At 68.1% G+C, this 22,516-nt stretch carries 22 protein-coding genes; 5 read left to right on the top strand and 17 right to left on the bottom strand.

Features of this window, described 5'->3' with window-relative positions:
* Positions 1-10 precede the first annotated feature (10 nt).
* Genes ACVWZ7_RS04415 through ACVWZ7_RS04425 form a run of 3 tightly spaced genes read right to left on the bottom strand, consistent with a single transcriptional unit; the run spans position 11 to position 4,054 of the window.
* Positions 11-1,909 carry a molybdopterin-dependent oxidoreductase gene (locus tag ACVWZ7_RS04415; protein ID WP_456507092.1) on the bottom strand — a complete coding sequence of 633 codons (1,899 nt, stop codon included), beginning with the start codon at positions 1,907-1,909 and terminating at the stop codon, positions 11-13.
* A gap of 35 nt (positions 1,910-1,944) precedes the next feature.
* The gene (locus ACVWZ7_RS04420) at positions 1,945-3,324 is read right to left on the bottom strand and encodes a sensor histidine kinase (protein ID WP_456507093.1); all 1,380 of its coding nucleotides are present in this window, start codon (positions 3,322-3,324) and stop codon (positions 1,945-1,947) included.
* Positions 3,311-4,054: a response regulator transcription factor gene (locus ACVWZ7_RS04425; RefSeq protein WP_456507094.1), complete on the bottom strand. Its 744-nt coding sequence runs from the start codon at positions 4,052-4,054 to the stop codon at positions 3,311-3,313. The genes ACVWZ7_RS04420 and ACVWZ7_RS04425 overlap by 14 nt, the downstream gene beginning before the upstream one ends.
* Before the next feature lie 132 nt (positions 4,055-4,186).
* Between ACVWZ7_RS04425 and moaA the strand changes: the two genes are divergently transcribed.
* Both moaA and ACVWZ7_RS04435 read left to right on the top strand, forming a co-directional pair.
* Entirely contained in the window at positions 4,187-5,326 is a 1,140-nt protein-coding gene (gene moaA, locus ACVWZ7_RS04430) for a GTP 3',8-cyclase MoaA (protein WP_456507095.1), read from the top strand.
* 7 nt (positions 5,327-5,333) lie between these two features.
* Complete coding sequence (locus ACVWZ7_RS04435; protein ID WP_456507096.1) at positions 5,334-5,600, top strand: MoaD/ThiS family protein; 267 nt, start codon at positions 5,334-5,336, stop codon at positions 5,598-5,600.
* 29 nt (positions 5,601-5,629) lie between these two features.
* Here the strand turns inward: ACVWZ7_RS04435 and ACVWZ7_RS04440 are convergent, their stop codons facing one another.
* The 9 genes from ACVWZ7_RS04440 to ACVWZ7_RS04480 all read right to left on the bottom strand — a co-directional run bounded on the left by ACVWZ7_RS04440 (position 5,630) and on the right by ACVWZ7_RS04480 (position 16,805).
* On the bottom strand, positions 5,630-6,127 hold the full coding sequence (locus tag ACVWZ7_RS04440; protein ID WP_456507097.1) for a DUF1579 domain-containing protein: 498 nt from the start codon (positions 6,125-6,127) through the stop codon (positions 5,630-5,632).
* A 78-nt stretch (positions 6,128-6,205) separates the two neighbouring features.
* Positions 6,206-7,549, bottom strand: coding sequence for a M16 family metallopeptidase (locus ACVWZ7_RS04445; protein ID WP_456507098.1), 1,344 nt, complete (start codon positions 7,547-7,549; stop codon positions 6,206-6,208).
* A 197-nt stretch (positions 7,550-7,746) separates the two neighbouring features.
* Positions 7,747-9,999: a polyribonucleotide nucleotidyltransferase gene (locus tag ACVWZ7_RS04450; RefSeq protein WP_116767853.1), complete on the bottom strand. Its 2,253-nt coding sequence runs from the start codon at positions 9,997-9,999 to the stop codon at positions 7,747-7,749.
* Between the two features lie 246 nt (positions 10,000-10,245).
* Positions 10,246-10,515, bottom strand: coding sequence for a 30S ribosomal protein S15 (rpsO, locus tag ACVWZ7_RS04455; RefSeq protein ID WP_091249788.1), 270 nt, complete (start codon positions 10,513-10,515; stop codon positions 10,246-10,248).
* Positions 10,516-10,717: 202 nt separating this feature from the next.
* Positions 10,718-11,977 (bottom strand): kynureninase, encoded by a 1,260-nt coding sequence (kynU, locus tag ACVWZ7_RS04460; RefSeq protein WP_456507099.1) that lies wholly within the window; start codon positions 11,975-11,977, stop codon positions 10,718-10,720.
* Positions 11,974-12,828: a tryptophan 2,3-dioxygenase gene (gene kynA / locus ACVWZ7_RS04465; RefSeq protein WP_091249783.1), complete on the bottom strand. Its 855-nt coding sequence runs from the start codon at positions 12,826-12,828 to the stop codon at positions 11,974-11,976. The genes kynU and kynA overlap by 4 nt, the downstream gene beginning before the upstream one ends.
* A 99-nt stretch (positions 12,829-12,927) precedes the next feature.
* The gene (locus tag ACVWZ7_RS04470; protein WP_456507100.1) at positions 12,928-13,911 is read right to left on the bottom strand and encodes a bifunctional riboflavin kinase/FAD synthetase; all 984 of its coding nucleotides are present in this window, start codon (positions 13,909-13,911) and stop codon (positions 12,928-12,930) included.
* 202 nt (positions 13,912-14,113) lie between these two features.
* Positions 14,114-14,497 (bottom strand): hypothetical protein, encoded by a 384-nt coding sequence (locus ACVWZ7_RS04475; RefSeq protein WP_456507101.1) that lies wholly within the window; start codon positions 14,495-14,497, stop codon positions 14,114-14,116.
* Positions 14,498-14,828: 331 nt separating this feature from the next.
* A complete protein-coding gene (locus ACVWZ7_RS04480) occupies positions 14,829-16,805 on the bottom strand; it encodes a DUF222 domain-containing protein (protein WP_456507102.1) in 1,977 nt (658 codons plus the stop codon).
* A 571-nt stretch (positions 16,806-17,376) separates the two neighbouring features.
* Here ACVWZ7_RS04480 and ACVWZ7_RS04485 point away from each other — a divergent pair.
* Complete coding sequence (locus ACVWZ7_RS04485) at positions 17,377-17,931, top strand: NUDIX domain-containing protein (protein ID WP_456507103.1); 555 nt, start codon at positions 17,377-17,379, stop codon at positions 17,929-17,931.
* A gap of 82 nt (positions 17,932-18,013) precedes the next feature.
* Here the strand turns inward: ACVWZ7_RS04485 and ACVWZ7_RS04490 are convergent, their stop codons facing one another.
* From ACVWZ7_RS04490 to truB, 3 genes are all read right to left on the bottom strand, one after another.
* Positions 18,014-18,448, bottom strand: a complete 435-nt coding sequence (locus tag ACVWZ7_RS04490; protein ID WP_116768809.1) for a hypothetical protein — start codon at positions 18,446-18,448, stop codon at positions 18,014-18,016.
* Positions 18,449-18,521: 73 nt separating this feature from the next.
* Entirely contained in the window at positions 18,522-18,875 is a 354-nt protein-coding gene (locus ACVWZ7_RS04495) for a hypothetical protein (RefSeq protein ID WP_456507104.1), read from the bottom strand.
* A complete protein-coding gene (truB, locus tag ACVWZ7_RS04500; protein ID WP_456507105.1) occupies positions 18,875-19,849 on the bottom strand; it encodes a tRNA pseudouridine(55) synthase TruB in 975 nt (324 codons plus the stop codon). Before truB ends, ACVWZ7_RS04495 begins: the two co-directional genes overlap by 1 nt.
* A 108-nt stretch (positions 19,850-19,957) precedes the next feature.
* Here truB and ACVWZ7_RS04505 point away from each other — a divergent pair, with 108 nt between their 5' ends.
* A complete protein-coding gene (locus ACVWZ7_RS04505; RefSeq protein WP_456507106.1) occupies positions 19,958-21,184 on the top strand; it encodes a pyridoxal phosphate-dependent aminotransferase in 1,227 nt (408 codons plus the stop codon).
* 91 nt (positions 21,185-21,275) lie between these two features.
* A complete protein-coding gene (locus ACVWZ7_RS04510) occupies positions 21,276-21,485 on the top strand; it encodes a hypothetical protein (RefSeq protein WP_091249763.1) in 210 nt (69 codons plus the stop codon).
* Positions 21,486-21,516: 31 nt separating this feature from the next.
* On the opposite strand, the gene ACVWZ7_RS04515 is transcribed toward ACVWZ7_RS04510, so the two are convergent.
* On the bottom strand, positions 21,517-21,864 hold the full coding sequence (locus ACVWZ7_RS04515) for a CU044_2847 family protein (protein ID WP_116768803.1): 348 nt from the start codon (positions 21,862-21,864) through the stop codon (positions 21,517-21,519).
* A 65-nt stretch (positions 21,865-21,929) separates the two neighbouring features.
* The gene (gene trxA, locus ACVWZ7_RS04520; protein WP_456509063.1) at positions 21,930-22,352 is read right to left on the bottom strand and encodes a thioredoxin; all 423 of its coding nucleotides are present in this window, start codon (positions 22,350-22,352) and stop codon (positions 21,930-21,932) included.
* Positions 22,353-22,516 lie beyond the last annotated feature (164 nt).

A 22,516-nucleotide genomic window follows, 5' to 3' on the forward strand; every position in this document is an offset into this window, starting at 1 on the left:
GCTCAGCTCACTAGGATTTCACGTCAACTCTAACCGTGTGAAAGCCGGTGGCCCCGCTCGGCGCGACGGGGGCGGACTCCTCCACTTGCGGGACGCCCTCGAGGTCCGTGGCCCGGACCTGGACCTCGTACCGGCCCGGAGTCAGCGGAAGTGCCAGCTTCCACTGATACCACGTGTCCTTCGAAATGCCCGGGGCGAGCTCGGCCTGTTTCCAGTCGCCCCGGTTGACCCGCAGCTCCACCTTGCCGATGCCCGTGTGCTGGTCCCACGCGACCCCGCCGAACACCACGGTCCCTGCCGTCACGCTGCGCCCGTCCTGCGGCACGTCGATGCGCGACGAGGTCTTGATGGGCCCGCGCTCGCTCCAGCCGCGGGGCGTCCAGTAGGCGACATCGTCCGCGTAGCGGGTCACTTTCAGTTCGGTGACCCACTTGGTGGCCGAGACGTAGCCGTACAGCCCGGGCACGATCATCCGGACCGGGAAACCGTGCTCCAGCGGGAGCGGCTCGCCGTTCATTCCCACGACCAGCAGCGCGTCGCGGCTGTCTGTGAGGGCCTCCAGCGGAGTCCCGGCCGTCCAGCCGTCCGTGCTGCGGGAGAGCACCATGTCCGCTCCGGGCTTGGGTCCGGCCATGGCGAGCAGTTCGCGGACCGGCCAGCCGAGCCACTTGGCGTTGCCGATCAGGTCTCCGCCCACCTCGTTTGAGACGCAGGCGATGGTCACATGGCGTTCTGTCAGGGGTTTGGCCAGGAGGGTGGCGAAGTCGAGTTCGATCTCGCGTTCCACCAGGCCGGTGACCTTCAGCGTCCATTGCGCCGGGTCCACCAGAGGCACGCGCAGGGCGGTGTCGATCCGGTAGAAGTCCTTGTTGGGGGTCACGAGCGGTCCGAGGCCGTCCAGCCGGATCTCTGCGCCCGCGGGGATGGGCGGCGCCGGTGAGGCGGCCTTCGGGATGGCCAGCTTGCTGCGCACGTCACTGACGACGGCGGCGGCTCCCCTGAGGGTGGACGCGAGCACACCCGCGACGGCGGCAACCGCGGCGGTTCCGCCGAGGGCCAGCAGGAAGCGGCGCCGGGCAGGTCCGGCCTCGCCGACCGGAGGCTCGCCGGCCGGAGGCTCGCCGGCCGGAGGCTCGGCGGCCCGCGCGGCGGCAGGGGTTTCCGGCGGGGACGTCTCCGCGGCCGGGGCCACCACCGGGACAGGCTGCGCCGCGGCCCGGGTTTCGGACGGGTCGGGCTCCGGCGGGACCGCCGCCGCGGCCGGCTCCCGGTCCGTGGCTCCGTCCGGGGCTCCGTTCGGGTCGGGCAGCCACGTCTCGAGTTTGCGGATGAGCCAGCGCAGCAGGGCGATCCCCACGAGTGCCACCAGCACCGGGACGGGGATGGCGTTCGCGGTCAGGTCGGCCCGGCTCAGGACGGCCACGAGGCCCACGGCGCCGAAGACCGCGATGATGGCCACCCCGGCGAATCGGCGCCGCACTTCCAGGACCCCGGACAAGGCGGCGAGCGCGGCGATGACCAGTGCCATGCCACCGAGGAGTGCCAGTTTGTCCGCGGTACCAAAGACGGAGATGACCCATTCTTTGACGCCCGGCGGGACGGCATCGATCACTGCCCCGCCAACGGCCGTCACGGGAGAAACTGTGGGGCTCACCAGGCTGGCCGTGAGTTCGCCGAGCACCACTGCGGTCCCGACGGCCACCAGTCCGGCCGCGGCGGCCCACAGGTCCCGCGTCCGCCGGTCCTTCGAACGGTCTTGCCCGGGCCGGCTTTGCGTGGACTTCTGCACCTGCGTTCCAGCGCGTTGCTGGTCCTGACCGGTGATTTCCTTATCCATGGCCTTGCCCGTGTCCTCATCCGTTGCTTGGGCCGTGTCCTGGTCCAACCGCTTGTGCATGTCCTTGTCCATTTCGGCCCCCTGTTCGTCCAGGCCCACGCCGCGGTTCACTGCGCGCGTCCGGTGTGGAGCGTCTCGTCCGCCGGGTCCGGCGGACGACTGTCCTGTTCCCCGCCCGCCGAGGACGCGCCGGGAGCGAGGCCGCCAGCGGACGGAACGTCCGCCGGGGATGCCGGCACCGCCGTCGCGTGGCCGGCCGTCTCGTGGCCGGAGGCCTCCCTGGCAGGGACCTCCCTGCCCGAGACCTCCTGGCCGGGAAGCAGCAGCGAGAAGCGGCATCCGCCGTCGACGTTCTCCACGGTGACGGTCCCCTCATGGGCCTGGACGATTCCGGCGACGATGCTCAGGCCAAGCCCGGCCCCGCTGTAGCGCAAGGTGCCTGCCGGCTCGTCCGACCCTGGCACCCCCGCGTCGTCCGGCGCGGGCAGACGGCCCGCCGGGCGCCGGGCGGGATCCTTTTGCCAGCCGGTCTCGAAGACATGCGGCAGGTCCTCTTCGGGGATCCCGCCGCAGCCGTCGGTGACGGCGACCACGGCCCGGTCCCCTTCCCGCCCCACTTGGACGGTGACGCGGGAGCCCGGCGGGCTGTGGACGATGGCGTTCAGCACGACGTTCCGGATGGCGCGTCCCATCGAGGGGCCGTCGGCGAGAGCCAGGCACTCGCGCCGGCCGCCGCCGTCGAGCGTGACCCCATGCTGCTGCGCCAGCGCGGCGAGGTCGGCGATGGCGTCGCTGGCGACGTCGTACAGGTCCAGCGGCTCGGCTTTGAGCCGCATAGTCCCGGCATGGATCTTCGACAGTTCCAGGAGGTCGTTGACCATGCCCGCCATGAGGTCCGTCTGAGCGATGATCTTGCGGTAATAGCCGGGGACATCCGATGCCATGCCGTCTTCCAGCGCCTCGGTCATGGCCCGCATGCTCGCCAGCGGCGTCCGGAGGTCGTGGGAGATCCAGCTGACGAGTTCGCGGCGGGCGTTCTCGACGGCGGCCTCCCGCTGCCGGGACGCCTCCAGCTTCCGACTGCTGGAGTCGAGCTCTGCGGCGAGGGCGGCCAGTTCGTGGCTCATCACCGGGGACTGGATCCCCGGGCTCTCACCGCGGCCGATGCTCCGGGCGGCTTCGACCAGGTCCCTGGCGTTCCGCGACACCCGCGATCCGAGCACCAGGGCGATTGCAACGGCCACCGCAGAGGCCACGGCCAGGACGTACCACATGACCTCGAGGTCCCGGGCCGAGATGAACATGGCGTTGAAGGCGCTGACCATTCCGGCGACCAGGACCGCCACGGCGGCGAGGACCACCACACAGATCTGCACCGCGAAGGAGGCCTTGCGCAGCGGTTTCAGCACGAGCAGGGATGCGGCCCCGATCACGGCGCCCCATGCCACGGCCCAGCCGATGATGGTCAGGAGCTCAGAGGTCTGCACCGGCGGTTGCTTCCTCGTCGCTGGGGTCCAGCCGGTAGCCGACGCCCCAGACCGTTTTCAGGATGGCGGGGCGGGTGGGGTCGTCCTCGATCTTCTCGCGCAGCCTGCGCACGTGGACCGTCACCGTCGAGAGGTCACCGTAATCCCAGCCCCACACGGCCTTCATGAGCTCTTCGCGGCTGAAGACCTGGCGGGGACGGCGCAGCATGAAGGCCAGCAGGTCGAATTCCCGCGCTGTCAGCGCCAGGGGCCGGCCGTGGCGGGTGACCGTGCGCGCGGCCGGGCTGAGGTCGAAGCCGCCCACTTCGATGGAGGGCTCGGGACTGAATTCGGGAATGCTCCGGCGCAGGACCGAGCGGACGCGCAGGACCAGTTCGCGGGGCGAGAACGGTTTGGTGACGTAGTCGTCCGCGCCGGCTTCCAGGCCCAGGATCCGGTCGTCCTCGGTGCCCAGGGCCGTGAGCATGATGACCGGGACACTATGCGCTGCCCGCAGCCGGCGACAGACTTCCACGCCGTCCAGGCCCGGCAGCATCCGGTCCAGCAGGACAAGGTCCGGCCGGCGTTCGGCGGCCAGGCGCAGGGCCGTGAACCCGTCGGCGGCGAGGACCACCTGGAATCCCGCCTGGACGAGATAGTCGCGGACCACCCCGGCGATGGTCGGCTCGTCTTCGACGAGGAGGATGCGCCGGTACTCCGTTGCATCAGAGGCCTGCTGGGTCGTGTTCACGCTTCCAGCATAGGTTCGCGGCCGCGCCGCGGGCAGGCATCCGAAGCCCAGCCGGACATCGTTCCCGAAGACGTAATATCCCTGCCGTCACGCGGCTGTGACGTCTGCCGCGGGGTGGCGTAGCCTGACTCTATGACAGTTCAACTGGGTATGCCCCAGCCCCGCGAGGCAGGCAGTCCCGGAACAGGCACGCCTGCCGCAGCCGCGCTGTCCGGGCGCCCGCACGGCCTGCCTGCCGGGCTCCTCGATCGTTACGGCCGCCGTGCCACGGACATGCGCTTATCGCTGACGGACAAGTGCAACCTGCGCTGCACGTACTGCATGCCGGCCGAGGGCCTGGAGTGGCTGTCCAAACAGGCGGTGATGTCCGCCGAGGAGATCGTCCGGATTGTGCGGATCGGCGTCGACATGCTGGGCGTGCGCGAACTCCGGCTGACCGGAGGCGAGCCGCTGGTGCGCGCGGATCTGCTGGACATTATCTCCGCGCTCCGCCGGGCCCACCCTGAGCTGCCGATCTCGATGACCACCAACGCCGTCGGCCTGGACAAGAAGGCTGCCGGACTCAAGGCTGCCGGACTCTCCCGGATCAATGTCTCCCTCGATTCCCTGCACGAGGAAACCTTCGCCAAGCTGACCCGCCGCCCCTTCCTAGACAAGGTCCTCGCCGGCGTGGACGCCGCCTGGGCTGCGGGCCTGGGTCCGGTCAAGCTCAACGCCGTGCTCATGCGCGGCATCAACGACGCCGAGTCGCCGGCCTTGCTGGCCTGGGCGCTGGACCGCGGCTATGAGTTGCGCTTCATCGAGCAGATGCCGCTGGATGCGGACCACGGCTGGACCCGCCGGAACATGATCACCGCTGCGGAGATCCGCGGGCTGCTCTCCACCGACTACGTGCTCAGTTCCGACCCGCGGGACCGCGACGGCGCCCCGGCGGAACGGTTCGAAGTTCGTGCACGCGTTCCCGGCACCGGCGAGGCCACCGGCCCCGTGCTCGGCACCGTGGGCATCATCGCCTCCGTTACGGAGCCATTCTGCTCAGACTGCCGCCGCACGCGCATCACTGCCGAAGGCAAGATCATGAGCTGCCTGTTCTCGCGCGAGGAAGTGGACCTGCTGGGGCTGCTGCGCGAGGGTGCAAGCGACGAACAACTGGCCGAACGCTGGCAGGATGCCATGTGGATCAAGCCCAAGGCCCACGGCATGGACCATGTGGGGCTCGACGCCCCCGACTTTGTCCAGCCGGACCGCAGCATGAGCGCCATCGGAGGCTGACTTTTTCGTGAACGTACGCTACTTCGCTGCCGCGCGCGCTGCCGCCGGCGTGGATGAAGAACGCTTCGACATCGCCGACGGCGACACCCTCGCCTCGCTGCTTGAGGCGATCCTCGCCGTCGAACGCCCCGCGCCGCCGGCCGGTACACCGCCGCTGGCACGCATCCTGTCCCGTTCCAGCTTCCTGCTCAACGAGGTGGCCGTGCGTGACCATGCAAAGACGCTCCAGCAGGCCGACGTCGTGGACGTGCTGCCGCCGTTCGCCGGCGGCTAAGCCTCAACGGCTCGACGCATCGGCTAACCTCAGGCCGGGACGGAGGCGCCTTCGGGGACGCGACGGCAGACGGTGGTCATAAAGGTGGTGAACTCGCTCGCCTTGCCCAGGCGGAGCCCGGCAGCGTGCGTCAGGACGCCGTCGTCCACCCGGAAGGTGTGCCGCGCGGTGCCGCGGTCGCTGCGTCGTTCCACGGTCAGGGTGCCGGCTTCCCAGCTCGCGCGCGCGGGCGCCTCGGGCGGCAGCCCCATGCTGTTGACGTGGTACCAGAAGGTGTCGGGGCGATCCGGGTCCATTGTGAAGACGCCATGACCTTCGGAGCGGGATCCGTCTTCATCCGTGTGGCGGTAGCTCTGTGTCACAGCCAGCCCGGCGGCCGCCGGAGAGAAGATGATCTCGGATTCCGCGCTGCGCGCCGGACCCCATGCGGTGGCCTCCCAGTGTGTGGTCCCCGTCCAACGGCCCAGGAATGGCTCAAGCACGGCGCATGCACTGCCTGGCAGCGGCCGGTCTACAGTTCCTCCCATGCGGAGTTCCTCCCGAGTGACCCCGCCACCATCATCACGCCGTGCCTGCGCCGGTGTAAAGACCGGCGATTTACAAAGCTAGAGCCCGAACGTCTCGGTTTCCTCAAACGGACCCACCACCGTGACGGTCCGCGGCGCGGCCGCGAGCTGACGGGCGAGCTCCTGGACTTCCGCTGCGGTGACGGCTTTGATCTGGCGCAGGGTCTCGTCGATGTCCTGGTACTCGCCGGACACCAGCTCCGCGCGGCCCAGCCGGGACATCCGGGAACCGGTGTCCTCCAGTGCCAGCACGATGCCGCCGCACAGCTGTCCCACTGCCTTGCGGAGTTCCTCGTCGGAGATTCCGTCCGAGGCCAGCTTGTCCAGTTCTGCGCCGAGCAGCCCGATAACCTGCCGGACCTTCGACGGCGTGCAGCCGGCGTACATGCCGAAATAGCCGGCGTCGGCGTACGAGGAGGCGAAGGAGTAGGTGGAGTAGACGAGTCCGCGCTTCTCGCGGACCTCCTGGAAGAGCCGGGACGACATGCCGCCGCCAAGGACGGCGTTGAGAACGCTCATGACGAAGCGGCGGTCGTCTGTGGCGACCAGCGACGGGCACCCCATGATGATATTGGCCTGTTCCACGGGACGCTTGACGACGTGCAGGCCGGCGGTGCCGGTGATGTCCGCGCGCTCGGTGGAGCGGCGCTGCACGGGAGCGGCAGCGGGCTCAAGGTTCCAGCCGGCGGAGTGCAGGGCATCCACCACAAGCCCGCAGACGACGTCGTGGTCCAGCCCGCCGGCGGCGGTGACCACGAGCTCGTCGGGACGGTAGTAACGGCGGTAGTGGTCCCACACCGAGTCGCGGGCCACGGCGCGGATGGCTGCCGGGGTGCCGCCGATCGGGCGGCCGAGGGGGTGGGATCCGAGGACGGCGGCGACAAAGTGCTCATGCGCGACGTCCGTGGGGTCGTCGCTGTCCATCGCGATTTCCTCGAGGATGACGTCGCGTTCCTGCTCCATCTCCTGCGGGTCCAGGACGGCCCCGGTGATCATGTCGGCGATGACGTCGATCGCCATGGGGAGGTCAGTGTCCAGGACGCGGGCGAAGTAGCAGGTGCTTTCCTTCGCGGTGGCGGCGTTTGATTCCCCGCCGACCTCGTCGAAGGCCGAGGCGATTTCCAGGGCGGTCCGGCGCTTGGTGCCTTTGAACAGCAGGTGTTCCAGGAAGTGGGTGGAGCCGTGCTGCCCGGGGGCCTCGTCGCGTGAGCCCACACCGACCCAAAAACCGATGGTTGCCGACCGCTGGCCGGGCATGGCTTCGGTCAGCACGCGGACGCCGCCGGGAAGGACCGAGCGGCGAACCTCGGAACCGCCGTCGGCTCCGTGGATCAGGGTGTCTGCGTGCTGATTCTGCTCAAGCGGCAGGGGGACGACTGTCATCAAGGCCTTTCCATAAACCATCAAAATAATGCGTCAAATCTGCCTGCCATCGTACCAGCGGGCCACTCCCCCGGCGGCTGCTCCCTGGACATAAGCAGGAACATCTGCAGGGACACCTACGAGGGCATCCACGAGGGCTTTAACCAACGGCGGGGCCGGTGGATGATCCACCGGCCCCGCCGTTTGGTCAGGAGAGACTACTCTGCTGCGGCGTCCGCGGAGACCTCAGCGCTGTCTGCGTCCTCGGAGCCTGCCTCGTCGGCCACAACGGGCGACAGGGAGAGCTTGCCGCGGTCGTCGATCTTGGTGATTTCCACCTGGATCTTCTGGCCGACGGAGACGACGTCCTCGACGTTGTCCACGCGCTTGCCACCGGCGATCTTGCGCAGCTCGGAGATGTGCAGCAGACCGTCCTTGCCCGGGGTCAGGGAAACAAAGGCGCCGAAGGTGGTGGTCTTGACGACCGTGCCCAGGTAGCGCTCACCGATTTCCGGGATCTGCGGGTTGGCGATGGCGTTGATCGCGGACCGTGCTGCGTCGGCAGACGGGCCGTTCGTGGCGCCGATGTAGACAGTTCCGTCGTCCTCGATCGAGATGTCGGCTCCGGTGTCTTCCTGGATCTGGTTGATCATCTTGCCCTTCGGGCCGATGACCTCGCCGATCTTGTCTACCGGGATCTTGACCGCGATGACGCGCGGCGCGAACTCCGAGAGCTCGTCCGGGGTGTCGATCGCGGAGTTCAGGACGTCCAGGATGTGCAGGCGGGCTTCGCGGGCCTGCTTCAGGGCGGCTGCCAGGACGGAGGCCGGAATGCCGTCGAGCTTCGTGTCCAGCTGGATGGCCGTGACGAACTCGGAGGTACCGGCAACCTTGAAGTCCATGTCGCCGAAAGCATCTTCGGCGCCGAGGATATCGGTCAGGGCGGCGTAGCGGGTCTGGCCGTCAACCTGGTCAGAGACCAGGCCCATGGCGATACCGGCAACAGCGGCCTTCAGCGGCACACCTGCGTTGAGCAGGGACAGCGTGGACGCGCAGACGGAACCCATCGACGTCGAACCGTTGGAGCTGAGGGCCTCAGACACCTGGCGGATGGCGTAGGGGAATTCCTCGCGGGAGGGCAGCACCGGCATGATGGCGCGCTCTGCGAGGGCTCCGTGACCGATTTCGCGGCGCTTCGGGGAACCGACGCGGCCGGTCTCGCCAGTGGAGTACGGCGGGAAGTTGTAGTTGTGCATGTAGCGCTTGCGCGTCACGGGAGACAGCGAGTCGATCTGCTGTTCCATCTTGAGCATGTTCAGTGTGGTGACACCCATGATCTGGGTCTCGCCGCGCTCGAAGATGGCCGAGCCGTGAACGCGGGGCAGGACCTCAACCTCGGCGGTGAGCTGGCGGATGTCCGTCAGGCCGCGGCCGTCGATGCGGATCTGGTCCTTGAGGATGCGCTGGCGCACAACCTGCTTGGTGACGGAGCGGAAGGCTGCGGACAGCTCCTTCTCACGGCCTTCGAACTGGCCGGCCAGGGAAGAAGTGACCTCGTCCTTGAGCTCGTCGGAGGCGGTGTCGCGTTCCTGCTTGTCGGCGATCTGGAAGACGGCTGCCAGCTTCTCGGCGGCAGCGGACTCGACGGCAGCGTAGACGTCGTCCTGGTAGTCCAGGAAGACCGGGAACTCGACGGTCGGCTTGGCGGCGCGGGCTGCCAGGTCAGACTGTGCTTCGCAGAGGGCCTTGATGAACGGCTTGGCGGCCTCAAGGCCTTCGGAGACAACTTCTTCGGTCGGGGCGGTGGCGCCCTGTTCCTTGATGAGGTTCCAGGAGTTGTCGGTGGCTTCGGCTTCAACCATCATGATGGCGACGTCATCGCCAGCAATGCGGCCGGCAACGACCATGTTGAAGACGGCGTTCTCGAGCTGGGAGTGCTTCGGGAACGCAACCCACTGCGAGCCGTGCTCGTCGGCGACGAGGGCAACGCGGACGCCGCCGATCGGGCCGGAGAAGGGCAGGCCGGAAAGCTGGGTGGACATCGAGGAAGCGTTGATGGCCACGACGTCGTAGAGCTCGTCCGGGTTGATGGACAGCACGGTGACGACGATCTGGACCTCGTTGCGCAGGCCCTTGACGAATGCCGGGCGCAGCGGGCGGTCCATGAGGCGGCAGGCCAGGATAGCTTCCGTGGAAGGGCGGCCTTCGCGGCGGAAGAACGAGCCCGGGATACGGCCGGCAGCGTACATGCGCTCTTCGACGTCGACCGTCAGCGGGAAGAAGTCGAAGCCTTCACGCGGGTGCTTGCCGGCGGTGGTGGCGGACAGCAGTGCGGTCTCTTCATCGATGTAGACCATCGCTGCGCCGGCGGCCTGCTTGGCAAGACGGCCGGTTTCGAAGCGGATTACACGCTTGCCGAAGCGGCCATTGTCAATGACTGCTTCTGAGAACTGGATTTCGGGACCCTCCAAGAGAGTCACCTCCGTTTCATGGTTCACGGAGCCCAGCCGCATCAACCCAGCCCAGCATCTGTCTACTGGCCTGCACTGCACCCGGTCATCGATCGAGACCCACGGGCCGGGCTTCAATCCTTGAAGCCGTTCCCGGGAATCACTACCGAGGACCGCGAATGCGTGATGCGGTTGATCCTCCTGTTTAGTTTTGTCCTGAAGAAGGCGGCCCTTTCCGGTCCGGAAGGGGCCGCCCCTTAAAGCTGACTAGCGACGCAGGCCGAGGCGCTCGATGAGCTGACGGTAGCGGGTGATGTCAGTGTTCTTGAGGTAGGTGAGCATGCGCTTGCGACGACCAACCATGGCCAGCAGACCGCGCTGGGTGTGGTAGTCGTGCTTGTGCACCTTCATGTGCTCAGTGAGATCCTTGATCCGCTGAGTCAGGACCGCAACCTGGACCTCCGGCGAACCGGTGTCGCCCTCGGACGTTGCGAATTCCTTGATGATGGACTGCTTTACAGCGGCTTCAAGTGCCACGTTAACTCCTAGAGATGTGCCGTGAGGCCCGAAAACAGTACTTCACTGCCGGGGGTGCCGTCCCGGAACACCCTGCCGAAGCCAGGTATCCCGTACACAACAGGAACCAGCCGCCACGGACTGCAGCCGGATCCAACGTTTAGTTTAGTGGCACGTCCGCGATCTTGTCGAAACCGCCTGCCGTGCCAGCCGGCGAAGGGGCTCAGTTCTCCGGGCCCGAAAGCAGCTCCCGGATGGCAGCGACGCCGCGGTACAGCTCCTCAAAGGAGGTGCTGAGCGGAGACAGCCCGATCCTGATGCCCTGCGGGGCACGGAAATCGGGAATCACGTCCTGATCCCACAAGGCGGCCGTCATTTCACGGAAAGCAGGGTGGTCGATCGTCACGTGGCTGCCGCGCAGTTCGGGGTCCCGCGGGGTGGACAGCTGCACGCCGGCCGGTGCCAGCCAGGCGTCGTAGAGTTCAAGGGCGAAGGCCGTCAGCACCCGCGACTTCGCGCGGAGCGCGGCCATGCCCACTTCCTCGATCAGGTCCAGCGTGCCGCGCATGGCGAGCATCCCGAAAATGGCCGGGGTGCCGCTGAGGAAGCCTCGGATGCCGGGAGCGGCCTCGTAGCCGGGACCCATTTCGAACGCGTCCTTGCGTCCCATCCAGCCCCAGATCGGCTGCTGCAGCCCGGCCAGGTGCCGGTCGTTGACGTAGGCGAACGCGGGCGAGCCCGGTCCCCCGTTCAGGTACTTGTAGGTGCAGCCTGCCGCAAAGTCGACGTCGGCGTCGTCCAATGCGATCTCCACCGATCCGGCGGAGTGGCAAAGGTCCCACACCACCAGGGCGCCGGCGTCGTGGATTGCGGCGGTGACGGCCGGCAGGTCGGCGAGGAAACCGGAACGGTAGGCGATCTGGCTCAGGACCACGACGCCGGTGGCCGGCCCCGTCGCGGCCCGCACCTGCTCGACGGTGACGCCGGCGGCGGGATCGGCGTCGATCCAGCGCAGGGTCAGGCCCTGTTCGCGGGCGATTCCCTCCACCAGATAGCGGTCGGTGGGGAAATTGTCCGTGTCCAGGACGATTTCGGTCCGGGCCGGATCTGTGACGGCGGCCAGGGCGGCGCGGATCAGCTTGTACAGCACCACGGTGGTGGAGTCGGCAATGATGGTCTGTCCGGGCGCCGCACCGAGCACCGCGCGGCCGAGCTGGTCGCCGATGGCCTGGGGCAGTTCGAGCCACTCCTCATCCCAGCCCCGGATCAGGCGGCCGCCCCAGCTGTCCTGGATGAAGGTGCTGATGTCGGTGATGGTCCGTTTGAGCGGCCGTCCGAGCGAGTTCCCGTCAAGGTAGGACAGGTCGGTGTCCGTGCCGACGAAGTGTTCGCGGTAGTTTGCGAGCGGATCCGCGGCGTCGAGGTCGCGGGCGCGCTGCCACAGGGCGTCGGTGCCTGCGGTGTCCGCATTGATCGCGTTCACTGGCCGATCTCCGTCCGCACTGCGAAGAGCTCCGGGAAGAAGGTCAGTTCCAGGGCCTTCTGCAAGAACGCGGCCCCGCTGGACCCGCCGGTGCCGGCCTTCATGCCGATGGTGCGCTGGACGGTGCGCAGGTGGCGGAAGCGCCAGAGCTGGAAGTTGTCCTCGAGGTCCACGAGTTCCTCGCAGGCCTCATAGGCACCCCAGTTGTCGGCGGCGTTCTCGTAGATGTACTTGAACACCGGAACCAATTCCGGGCAGAACTCGTGGGCCTTGGTGACGTCGCGTTCCAGCACGGAGGCCGGGACGTCGAAGCCCTGGCGCTTGAGATACGCCAGGAAGTCGTCGTAGATGCTGGGGGCGTCGAGCAGTTCGCGCAGCATTTCGTGGGCCTCGGGGTCCGATTCGAAGACCGGAAGCATCTTGGCGTTCTTGTTGCCGAGCAGGAACTCGACCGCCCGGTACTGGCTGGACTGGAACCCGGACGAGTTGCCGAGGAAGCCGCGGAACTGCGAGTACTCGGTGGGCGTGAGGGTGGCCAGCACGGACCACTGCTCGGTAAGGGTCTTCTGGATGTGCTTGACGCGGGCGATCGCTTTGAGGGCGGAGCCGAGGTCGTCAGAACGCAGCCAGGCGGCGGCGCTGCGAAGCTCGTGCAGCACCAGCTTCAGCCACAGCTCCGTGGTCTGGTGCTGGATGATGAACAACATCTCGTCGTGGTGTTCCGGGGTGCTGACAGGCTGCTGGGCGCTGAGCAGGGTGGGCAACTGCAAATAGGATGCGTAGCTCATCCGCGTGCTGAAGTCGCGGACGATGTCCCTGTCCAGCTCCCTCGTGTTCTTCTCGATGGTCACGTCTCTTGCCTTCCTTGCCGCCTGGCTGTGATTCAGCGCGCGGCTCCAGTGAGTCAGAACGCCGTCGGCGCGGGGTTGGACGCCGGTCCGGCCCCGTTGTCAGCGGGCGAACAGGATGTCATGGGCCTGGACGACGTCCAGACGCATCTGCTCCACCAATGCCTCAGGCCCACGGTACGCCACCATGCCGCGCAGCCTGGAGACGAATTCCACCACAACTGTCTGGTCGTACAGATCGAAGTCCTCTACGGACTCCTCCGGGCGGTCGATGACGTGGGCTTCTACCTGACGGCTCACGCCGTCGAACGTGGGGTTGGAGCCCACGGAGATGGCCGCAGGCCAGCGGGTCCCGGCCTGGTCCACGAGCCAGCCGGCGTAGATTCCGTCCGCGGGAATGTACCCGCTCGCCGTCGACGCCAGGTTTGCCGTGGGGAAGCCAAGATCGCGGCCGCGTGCGGCGCCGTGCACCACCTCGCCGCGCATCCGGTGCGGTCTCCCCAGTACGGCAGCGGCGGTGGCAACGTCGCCGGCGCGGAGGGCCTCGCGCACCCACGTGGACGAACAGCGGCGGTCCGTGCCGGCGTCGTCGTGGATGGGGAAGCCTTCAGAGCCGAACTCACTGATGACCAGCACCTCGAAACCGAACTTCCTGCCCAGTTCCTGCATGGTGGAGAGGTCGCCGGAATTGCCGCGGCCGAACCGGGCATCGTGGCCGATCACCACGTGGCTCGCTTTCAGGGCGTCCACAAGGACCGTGGAGACAAATTCTTCAGGTGTATGGCTGGCGAGCTCCAGCGAGTACTTCATCACCAGCACGGCATCGAGGCCGAGCTCACCCAGTGCCACGAGCTTGTCCTCCAGCCCCATGATCAGCTCGGGAGCCGATTCCGGACGGTGCACCTGCGCGGGGTGCGGATCGAAGGTGATCGCGACGGCGCGGGCGTGGTTCAAGCGGGCGATGCGGATGAGCTGCGACAGCACCTGCTGGTGTCCGCGGTGAACGCCGTCGAAATTGCCGAACGTGACAACCGAAGGACCAAAGTCCGACGGGACTTCGGACAGATCGTTCCAGATGTGGACCATCAACCTCGCCTTTTGCTGCCTGCCATGAACTCTTCCGGAGGGACCGTGCCGGCTCCGGAACTCTCTAAGATTACCCGCAATCCGGGCAGCCTCCGGACGGCGCACGGGGCTTCCGGGGCAGCCTCGCGGGCACGGCCGGTGCGCCGTTCGGCGGGAAGCCGATTCAAAGGCGGCGTGGCGACGGCGTCAGCGCGCGTGGGGCCTAACGCCCCAGCAGGAGCCTGCGCTGGCTGTCCCGGACCGCGTGGATGCGCCAGTTCCGCCAGTGCAGCAGTGCGGCGGCGAGGATGAGCGGGACGTGGATCCCGGGCAGGTTTCGCGCGAACCAATGCGGCAGGTAGATATCCGTGACCGAGCCTTTGCCGTCGCCGAGGTCCCGCGCGACGGCGGTCAGCGGACAGTGGAAGCCGTTCGCGGCGAAGATCAGCGTCTCTACCGCGACCACGACGGCGGCAGCGCCCGCTTTCCGGTCGGTGCGGCCCCTGATACCCGTATAGAGGACGTAGGCCATGCATGCCTCGATCGTGAACCAGGCGATGGTGTGGAACGACTTCACTGCCCGCAGCAGCAGACGGCGTTGGTCCATGCCTCCACCCTAGACACTTATCGGCCGATGTGGCTCAGAGGCTTTCGGCCCGGGCCGCGGTTTCTTCTGCCAGCCACGTTTCCAATGCCCTGGGCCGCCTGAATACGATAACGCGCCGGGAACTCCCTCGGGCCGACGTTTGGCCTCCGGACTCCTGTCCGGTCTCCCGCCCGGGCGCCAGGTCCCAGCTGGCCCCCAGGTCCCGGCCGGCGTCCCAGGTCCCGCCCGGGTGCCAGGTCCCGGCTGGCCCCCAGGTCCCGCCCGGCGTTCTAGTCCCGCCCGCTCCGCTTTGAATCGTCCCGGCACAGGGTGACTCGCTCGCGTGACGCAATCACTGCCGGGGCATATCGGGGCGGAAGTATTTGTTGCGGCGGGGTGTTTGGCGGGGGTCGACGTGGGGTGGCGGGATGAACCAGGGGATGCCGCTGCGCATCTGGATGGTCCATTGTTCCTTGTGGATCAGATGGTGGTGGTGGGAGCACAGGAGGGTGCCGTTGTCCGTGCTTGTGGACCCGCCGCGGGACCAGTAGGTGATGTGGTGGGCTTCGCACCAGGGTGCGGGGATGGTGCATTGCGGGAAGGCGCAGCCCTGGTCCCGGGCGGTGAGGGCTTTGCGGATGTGGGGCGGGAAGATCCGTGCGGTGCGTCCGATGTCCAGGATCCGGCCTTCTCCGCCGAGCAGGACGGGGATGATGTCGGCGTCGCAGGCGATCTTGCGGATGGTGGAGGCGGTGACGGGTCCGGTGAACATCAGCGTTCCCGTGCCCGGGCCGGGCGTGGCGGCGGGGTCGTTGGGGGTGCCGGTGCGGTCGAGGCGGCCGAGGAGGTCCCGGTAGTCGATGGTGGCCATGACCTGGGGCCGGAGTCCGCCGGCGGCGGGCAGGGCCCCGGCGGCGAGGGCGGCGTCGCAGGCGCCGACCAGGCCGTCGAGCAGTCGTTGCGGCCGCGAGCGGCGGTCCAGGACGTCGGCCGCACCGGCCGTGGTGCTTACGGCCGCGTCAGACCGGGCGGCCGCTCCGGCGGCGTGTCCGCTACCGTCACGGATCCCGCCGGCCGCGGCCACGTCAGTGACCGCGTCGTCCGTTTCCACGCAAACCCCGCCGGCTCGTCCGGCAGAGGAGACGTCCGTCGCCGCGTCGGTGGCCGCGCCGTCGCCGGTGCCGGGGTCGGCTGTTGCGTCCGGGCCGGGATCGGCTGCTGCGCTGGTGCGGGGGTTGGTGGCGGTGTTCATGGCGGTGATGAGGTGTTCGAACTGGTCGGTGGTGGCGAAGATTTCCAGGTGGTGCAGGCCGTGCCGGGGTTTGCGGATGAAGGCGCCCTGGAGCCGGCGGAGGGCTTCCTCGGTAGGTTCGGCGCCGTCCTGGTCCAGGGCGTCGGTCCAGCGCCGGGCGATCCGGGTCAGGAAATCGGGGTCGTTCTCGATCGCGGTCAGGGTCAGGGCGTGTTCCATCGCGGCGGTGGTCCCGGGCGGGCACAGGTGCCGGACCCGGTCCAGTGCGGTGGTGATGATGGTCGCGGTCCGGGACGCGATCTGCCCGGCGGCGACGGCGGCGCCGAGTTCCTCGTGCACGGCCGGCACCGGTGCTCCGGTGAGTCCCTGGCGGGGCAGCAGGTCCGCGGCCTGGGTGAGCCGGCGCCGGGCTTCGGGGGCGCTGATCCGCAGCCGTGCCCGCAGGAACTCGGTGGCATTCTTGTAGCCGTCGTCGGCCGCGGCGCGCACGCCGGCCGGCCCGCCGCTACGGTCAAATGCCGTCCAGCCGTGCGTCCCCACCTCAGATCCGGCCCCGGCGCCGGCCTCAGATCCGCCGTCGAATCCTATGTCGGTCCCGCCGCCGGTTCCGGCGGGGGTGTTTTGTGTCCAGCCGGTGAGCCAGCCCGCCGGCGCCGCCGTTTCGGCGGCCCGGCCCGCCGGCGCCGGCCGGGTCCAGGCTGTTTGTTTGCGGGTCCGGTCCACCGCGGCGGCGGCGATGAGTTGGAAGTATTCGACCGTCCGGGAGAGTTCCTCCACGCGGCCGGCGAAGTCCGCGGCTTCGACCAGGGAGAACCGGGCCGCCTCGGCGGCCGCCGGGCCCAAGGATCGCAGCAACGCCAGCGCCGATTCCACCGCGCCGCCGCCACCATGGCCCGCAGCGCCGTTGGCGGCAGCAGTCGCGGCGCGGCCCAAAGTACCGTTCCCGGCATGGTCTGCGCCACCGACGTGTGATGCTTCAGACTCCCCGGCCGCGGCGGCCGGGCGGGAACGCCGCGAGGACGTGACCGGGCCGGCCCACGGGGCCAGCTCCGGGATGAACGCTCCAACGGCTTTCATGTCTCAACGATCCCAGAGGGGTCCGACAAAAAAGACCGAACCGGTTCCGCACCGACGTGGCGCCGCATCCGGCTGCCGCCCCGGCTACCAACGCCGGCCAGACGGGGAAGCCGCGAGGACATCGCCGGGCCGGCCCACGGGGCCAACTCCGGGATGAACGCTCCAACGCCTTCCATGTCTCAACGATCCCAGAGGGGTCCGACAGTATTGACTGACTTGCTGCCGCGTCTTGTGACGCCCTCCAAGGGATTTGTCTACGGGGCTTGGTCGAGGGGTTCAACAAGGACTTGGCCAGCGGGTACCGCAAGGATTGCTGGAGGATTTTCGGGCCAACGCCTTCGGGGCGAGATCCTCCGGACAAGGGCTGAACCGCGGGCTGAGATCCACGATCCCCACGCCCGTGTCAGTGAATTCCCACCTGAGCCCTGGGCCCAGCACCCACCCTCAGCACTCACCCAGCAGCATCCAGACGCCCGAACCTGCAGCGAAACCCAGCCACCCTCTCCAACTGCCCGTAACACTGCCTACGCTTCCCACACTCCTACGAACCGGCACGTGGCAAGCTGTAGGGATGGACAGCACAGTCGTACCCCAACCCGGGGATTCACCGTTCGTAGGGCCCGTATCGGGCGAGCCTCGCCGCCCCCTGGGTCCCCGCGATCCGGGTGACGCCTGGGTGGAGGGCGACCGCGGCCGGTTCTGGGGACGGTTCGGTTCCGCCGGGCTCCTGGTCCACGACCCCGCCAAGGGCGTCCTGCTCCAGCACCGCGCCCTTTGGAGCGATCAGGGCGGCACCTGGGGACTCCCCGGTGGCGCATTGCACCAAGGGGAAGAGGCCATCCACGGGGCCCTTCGGGAAGCTCAGGAAGAAGCGGCCGTGCCCCCGGAGAACGTCCGCGTCCTCTTCACGTCGGTGTTCGACGTCGGTTATTGGACGTACACCACGGTCGTTGCCGAAGCGCTGCACCCCTTCGAAGCCAAGATCAGTGACCCGGAAAGCCTCGAACTGCAATGGGTGGGGATCGACGCCGTCGCCGGCAAGGAACTGCACCCGGGCTTTGCGGCGGCCTGGCCCGGGCTGCGAAGCCGGCTCGCGGAAGATCCGCGCATCACCCTCCGGGCGTAACGTACGGTCCACGCTCATCAACGCGTGAGGTGCCACGCCGGGAATCGGCGGCCGGCCCAAGCCGCCCGGGACGCCGCGCGCTCTAAGCCTTTCGAGCAGCGGGCCGCCGCCGGTAAAGCCAGATGAGCCCCAGGATCGGCAGCAGGAGCGGGATGAACCCGTAGCCACGGCCGAACAAGGACCAGACTGTCTCGTGCGGGAAGTTCACCGAGTCGAACACGCTCAGTGCCCCCACTACCAAGACACCGACGAGTTCCACCAGAACCGCGACCACGGAGACTTTGAAGGCGGTGCGGCCCGGCCTCGCGAGGGACACCGTCGCCACAACGTAGACCACCGCGGCGAATGCGGACAACAGGTACGCCAGAGGCGCCTCGGAGAACTTCGTCAGAATCTGGTAGCCGGCCCGGGCCGTTGCAGATATGGCGAAGACGGCGTAGACGGCAATCAGCAGGCGGCCGGGCCCGGTGTTGCGGGTATCGGTCGACGCCGGTGCAGCGTCCGCCTGCCCGGTCATCCGGGAGGACACCTCCGGGGTGCCGGTTCCGTCCTGCGAGGATTTTGCACTCACGTTTTCTGCCTCTTCCATGTCAGTACCAGATCTGGTTCATGCGGGCCGCCATCACCACGGCGGTTACGCCGACGGCGGCCAGCACGAAGTTGCTCCAGCGGGTCCGCTCCAGAATGGCCCAGTACGCGGCACCGATCGGGAGGAGCAGCGCCGTCGCCATATAGCCCCAGAACTCCCACGGCTCCCCCGCGATCCGCTCCCCGCTGGCCACCCGGACAATCGACCCGACCAGATAGACCAGGAGGGAAAGCTCGACGGCGGCCACCGACAGGATCGTGGTGTCGTTGGGCGCCTTTTTCAGGAGGCCTGCGGTCACGCAGATGATGGTCGACAGCAGGCCTACCACCAGGATGATGTAAAAATACGCGTCCACTACTGGCCGGCCTGCTTGCCGTTGCCCTGTTTGGCGTTGCCGTGCTTTTCATTGTCCGGGGCGAACACCAGCACCGGCTTCGCGTAGCTTCCGGCGTCGGCCAGGAGGGCCACGAGTGTTCCGTCGGGCGCGAACGCCGCTGCCGGTTTGTCGGCGGTCGCCGCGTCCGGTGTGCCGGCAGCGGTTCCGGCGGCGATCCTGCGTCCGAAGGAAATCTCGGTGGTTTCGGCCTCGCTGAGTTCACGGTTCGGCATGAGCGCGCGGGCCGCGTCCGACATCTCCAGGACGTCCAGCTTCTCCGCCAGTTCTTCGAGCGTGTGCGCCTGGTCAAGCGTGTAGGGACCCACTTGGGTCCGGCGGAGTGCTGTCAGGTGACCCCCAACGCTGAGAGCTTCTCCGAGATCGCGGGCCAGGGCGCGGATGTAGGTTCCGGAGGAGCACTCCACCGTGACGTCCACATCCACCGCCTCACCGGCAGCCTCGCCCGCGTCCCCCGCGCCCACGCGGCGGATCTCGTGGACCTCAAAGCGGTGGATCGTCACGGGCCGGGCTGCCAGCTTGACCTCTTCACCAGAACGGACTCGCGCGTAGGCGCGTTCGCCGTTGACCTTGATGGCGCTGACGCTGCTGGGAACCTGTTGGATCTCTCCGGTCAGTGCGGCGACGCCGGCGCGGATGGCGTCTTCGGTGATCCCGGTGGTGGTGCGGGTGGCAGTGACTTCACCTTCGGCGTCGTCCGTCACGGTGGATTCGCCCAGCCTGATGGTGGCGGTGTAAGTCTTGGACGTGCCCACGATGTAGGTCAGCAGCCGGGTGGCCTTGTTGATGCCGACCACAAGAACGCCGGTGGCCATCGGATCCAGTGTCCCGGCGTGGCCGACCTTCCGGGTACCGGCGATACGCCGCATCCGTCCAACCACATCGTGGCTGGTCCAGCCTTGCGGCTTGTCCACTATCACCAGTCCAGAAAGCACGCCTCCCAGTATATGCGGGCCAGCGGTGCCCCACCGCCCACGGACCGGCCGCGGACCGGCGCCCGGCCTAAGCACCCATCGCGAAGGCCGCCCGTTAGGATGGCAGACATGCCCGAGCTTGCCGCACATGTCCGCGAGGTCCCGATCAACCAGATTCGGGAGATCACCGAAGCCGCCTGGGGAACGCCCGGTGCGATCGTGTTGAGTATCGGCGAGCCAGGTTTCGCCGTCCCCCGCCACGTCCTCGAAGCCGGAATGGCATGCCTCGAGCGGGACGAGACCAACTACACGCCCAACGCCGGGATCCCGGCCCTGCGCGAGGCCTTCGCCGCGCGGTTCCGCGAACACAACGCGACGCCGGTCGGCGCGGACCGCGTGTACGTGGTCGACGGCGCCCAGCAGGGCCTGCACTTTGCCATGAGCCTGCTGCTCTCCCCCGGCGACGAGATCCTCATTCCCAACCCTGGCTATCCGACCTTCGTGATGACCAGCTGCCTCCTGCACGCCGTCCCCGTCCGGTATCCGCTCTACCCGGAGCACGACTTCCAGCCGCGGATCGAGGACATCGAGGCCCTCATCACGCCGCGGACTAGAGTGCTGATCCTAAATTCCCCGTCCAACCCCCTCGGCGCTGTCCTGGGCGAGGACCTGACGCGCCGCCTCGTGGAGCTGGCAAGGCGGCACGATCTGTGGATCATCTCGGACGAATGCTACGAGGCGTTCACGTACGATGTTGCGCACGTCAGTCCGGCCAGGTTCGACAGTGAGGTCCCGGGAGAAGCGCGGGTGTTCACCTCGCTCACGCTGTCCAAAACCTATGGGCTGACGGGGCTCCGCATCGGCGCGCTGATCTGCCCGCCGGGGCTCGAGCAGAAGATGAACAATGTCATGGAGGCGATCGTGTCCTGCGTGGCGTCGCCGTCGCAGTACGCCGCGCTGGCGGCGCTGACCGGTCCCCAGGACTATGTCAGCCACGCGCGCGCCCACTACCGGGCCAACCGCGATGCGGCCTCGGCGGTGCTGCACTCCCATGGAATCCCGTACCTCACGGCCCAGGGCGCATTCTATCTGTGGGCGGATGTGTCCCACGTCAGCGGCGGGGACGTCCGGGCGTGGACGCGCCGCTTCCTGGCGGACCACGGTGTGGCCTTCGCCCCCGGCACGGCGTTTGGTTCGATCGGCGAGGGCTGGATCCGCATTGCCCTCTGCGGCAGCCAGGCCGACCTCGTGGAGGGCCTCGGACGCCTCCCCGCACGCGGGGCCGCAACCGGCCCATCCGGCGGAGCTGCCGGGTCCACAGACCCTATCGCCGGAACTGCCGGCGCCATAGCCTGAGCACACGGCGCCCCGAGCCCGCGCGGCCGACTTTGTTTCGGGTTGTCCTGGTTCGTCCGGGCGCTGTGGATTCCGGCCAAGGGAGTACATCGTGTGGTGGCAAGACCTGCTGTGGGGTTTCTGGAACGGGCTGACGGCATGGATCGTCCTGATCGCCCATGTCTTCGGGTTTTGGAATGAGTTCCCCTTCTACAACTCCGCCCGCGCGGGGAACTGGTACGACTTCGGTTACCTCCTGGGCATGGGATCTCCCGTGCTGGGCGGCGGCCTGGGAGCCCGGGGGCGTTCCCGGCGACGCTAGCCGGCGCCGCCCGCGGCCCACCGACGGGGAATCAGAGCATGATCTCTTCCTCCGGCGCTAAAGCCGCCACCGGAGCCTTGGTGAAGGACATCCGGATAACGAAGTGCGCTTCGGCGGAATTCTTGGCGATGATGGCTCCGGCCTCGCCCGCCAGCTTCACGCCGAACTGGAGTTCCAGGTGTTCCGGACCAAGTTCCTTCATCACCTCGGCGGCAGCGTTGGCCGCCGGCCGGACTGCCGAGAGTGCGTCCTCGAGGCGCCGACCGGCGTCGAGGATCCCCTGCTCGTTGCGGGAAGGCCGCTCAACGCCGAAGCTGTTGTCCTCGACCTCCACCAGCACTGTCCCCGACCCGACTTCGTAACGCAGGATCTCGGTCATTTCTTCCTCCATATCAACGCGCTGTGCGGGCTGTACAACGCGGCCGGGTAATGCGGGCCGGACGATCACCTCGGGGCTGCGGACAGCGCGGCGTCGAGCCAGCTGCGGAGGGCCGCGGCCGGCGGCGCTCCGGCCTGGCGGGCTGCCACCGCGCCGTTCTTGATGACAAGCAACGTTGGAATCGCTTGGATATCGAACCGCTTGGACAGCCCCGGAGAGGTGTCGACGTCGACCTTCACGAGCTTGAACTCCCCGGCCCGTTCCATCGCCAGCTTGTCCAGCACCGGGCTGACCATGCGGCACGGCCCGCACCAGGCCGCCCAGAAGTCGACGAGAGCCGGCACGGAGGACTTCTCCGCGACCAGGGGGAAGTCGGCGTCGCCCGCCGCGACAATCCACGGAAGGTCCCGGCGGCAGTTGCCGCAACGCGGATGCCCGGCAGCCACAGCAGGAATCCGGTTGGTTTTCCCGCAGTGCGGGCACTTCATCAGGCTGGATTCCACGACGCGCCGTCGCCTTCCCGCATACCCGCAGTCATGATTCCATGGGACTCCCCGCCCCTGAACGGGCGTAGAGTCAAAGGTCCCGCGGCCGGCCCCCGCAGCCGGAACCAGGAAACCGGAACGCCACCGGAAACAGCTGTGGCCGGACC

The organism is Arthrobacter sp. TE12232, from assembly GCF_054062615.1.

What these genes read in the sequence shown, in the direction of transcription:
- ACVWZ7_RS04415 (WP_456507092.1), bottom strand. Translation starts at nt 1,909, where the DNA reads ATGGACAAGGACATGCACAAGCGGTTGGACCAGGACACGGCCCAAGCA.
- moaA (WP_456507095.1), top strand. Translation starts at nt 4,187, where the DNA reads ATGACAGTTCAACTGGGTATGCCCCAGCCCCGCGAGGCAGGCAGTCCC.
- ACVWZ7_RS04440 (WP_456507097.1), bottom strand. Translation starts at nt 6,127, where the DNA reads ATGGGAGGAACTGTAGACCGGCCGCTGCCAGGCAGTGCATGCGCCGTG.
- ACVWZ7_RS04445 (WP_456507098.1), bottom strand. Translation starts at nt 7,549, where the DNA reads ATGACAGTCGTCCCCCTGCCGCTTGAGCAGAATCAGCACGCAGACACC.
- ACVWZ7_RS04470 (WP_456507100.1), bottom strand. Translation starts at nt 13,911, where the DNA reads ATGGTCCACATCTGGAACGATCTGTCCGAAGTCCCGTCGGACTTTGGT.
- ACVWZ7_RS04475 (WP_456507101.1), bottom strand. Translation starts at nt 14,497, where the DNA reads ATGGACCAACGCCGTCTGCTGCTGCGGGCAGTGAAGTCGTTCCACACC.
- ACVWZ7_RS04480 (WP_456507102.1), bottom strand. Translation starts at nt 16,805, where the DNA reads ATGAAAGCCGTTGGAGCGTTCATCCCGGAGCTGGCCCCGTGGGCCGGC.
- ACVWZ7_RS04485 (WP_456507103.1), top strand. Translation starts at nt 17,377, where the DNA reads ATGGACAGCACAGTCGTACCCCAACCCGGGGATTCACCGTTCGTAGGG.
- ACVWZ7_RS04490 (WP_116768809.1), bottom strand. Translation starts at nt 18,448, where the DNA reads ATGACCGGGCAGGCGGACGCTGCACCGGCGTCGACCGATACCCGCAAC.
- ACVWZ7_RS04505 (WP_456507106.1), top strand. Translation starts at nt 19,958, where the DNA reads ATGCCCGAGCTTGCCGCACATGTCCGCGAGGTCCCGATCAACCAGATT.
- ACVWZ7_RS04515 (WP_116768803.1), bottom strand. Translation starts at nt 21,864, where the DNA reads ATGACCGAGATCCTGCGTTACGAAGTCGGGTCGGGGACAGTGCTGGTG.
- trxA (WP_456509063.1), bottom strand. Translation starts at nt 22,352, where the DNA reads ATGAAGTGCCCGCACTGCGGGAAAACCAACCGGATTCCTGCTGTGGCT.